The sequence below is a fragment of the Treponema sp. R6D11 genome (assembly GCF_054786075.1).
Map to the genome: position 1 here is coordinate 1 of NZ_BDHD01000375.1, position 1,115 is coordinate 1,115.

Annotated in this window: 2 protein-coding genes; both read right to left on the minus strand. The window is 43.4% G+C overall.

Annotated features, from left to right (window positions below):
• On the minus strand, positions 1-683 hold a 683-nt coding region (locus tag ACYVTD_RS13250), incomplete at its 3' end, for an ABC transporter ATP-binding protein (protein WP_461248210.1).
• On the minus strand, positions 684-1,115 hold a 432-nt coding region (locus ACYVTD_RS13255; protein WP_461248211.1), incomplete at its 5' end, for a DUF4143 domain-containing protein.

A 1,115-nucleotide genomic window follows, 5' to 3' on the forward strand; every position in this document is an offset into this window, starting at 1 on the left:
TGCCTCTGCTCCGTTTTTACAAGGCCGTCCTGCAGAAAGATGACATGATCCGCCATTTTCCAAATTTCAGGATCGTGGGTGGAAAAGATAAAAGTGGTTTTTTCGTCACGGTTAATTTTTTTCATAAGGCTTAAAACTTTTTCTCCGGTTTCCGAGTCAAGGTTGGCGGTAGGCTCGTCGGCGATGACAATACGGGGGCTTGTAACAAGTGCCCGCGCGATGGCGACGCGCTGTTGCTGCCCGCCCGATAATTCGGCGGGAATATGGCGGCTTCTTTCGGAAAGCCCCACTTCGTTTAACAAATAATCCACCCTTTCCCTGCGTTGCGCTTTTGTCCCGCCTTTACCGGAAATAATCAACGGCAGTTCCACGTTTTCAAAAACGTTTAAAACCGGCAAAAGGTTAAACGACTGGAAAATAAACCCCAAAAGTTCGCGGCGAAGACGGGCAAGCTCCCTTCTGTTTTGGCTGATAATTTCAAGGCCGTTTATGGAAAGGCTTCCCCTGCTGAAACTGTCGATTAACCCGATGATGTTCATTAGCGTTGTTTTTCCCGAGCCGGAAGGTCCAGCGACGGAGACAAAATCCCCCTCCTGAATCTCCAGGTTCACGCCTTTTAAGGCGTGAACTTCGACGCTTCCCATGGGGTAAATTTTCCAGAGGTCTTTTACGGTTACAATCATTTATAAGCCTGTTCTGAAAAAATCTTCGGAAAAAGGTTCGTAATAAGCGAAGGTTAAATCTATTTCGGGATAATCCGCACGAAACTTTTTATATTTGACTTGGTTAATTTTTTCATTGTTGTACTTAACCTCTACGGCGCGCGAGGGTTTTCCCGTTTCGTGAATGATAAAATCAACTTCATTGCCGTTCGTAGTTCTCCAAAAATTAATATTACCCGCGCCATAATGCTCAACAAGTTGCCTGTAATATATATTTTCCCAGTAATTGCCTTTATTTATTTTCTCGTCCAAAGGTTGAAAATTATTCGTTAATACGTTCATCATTCCGGTATCCAAAATGTAAACTTTAGACATTTTTGTCAATTCATTCCTGATGTTTTTGCTGTACGGCCTTACAAGCGCAACATGAAAACATTTTTGCAGAACATACAG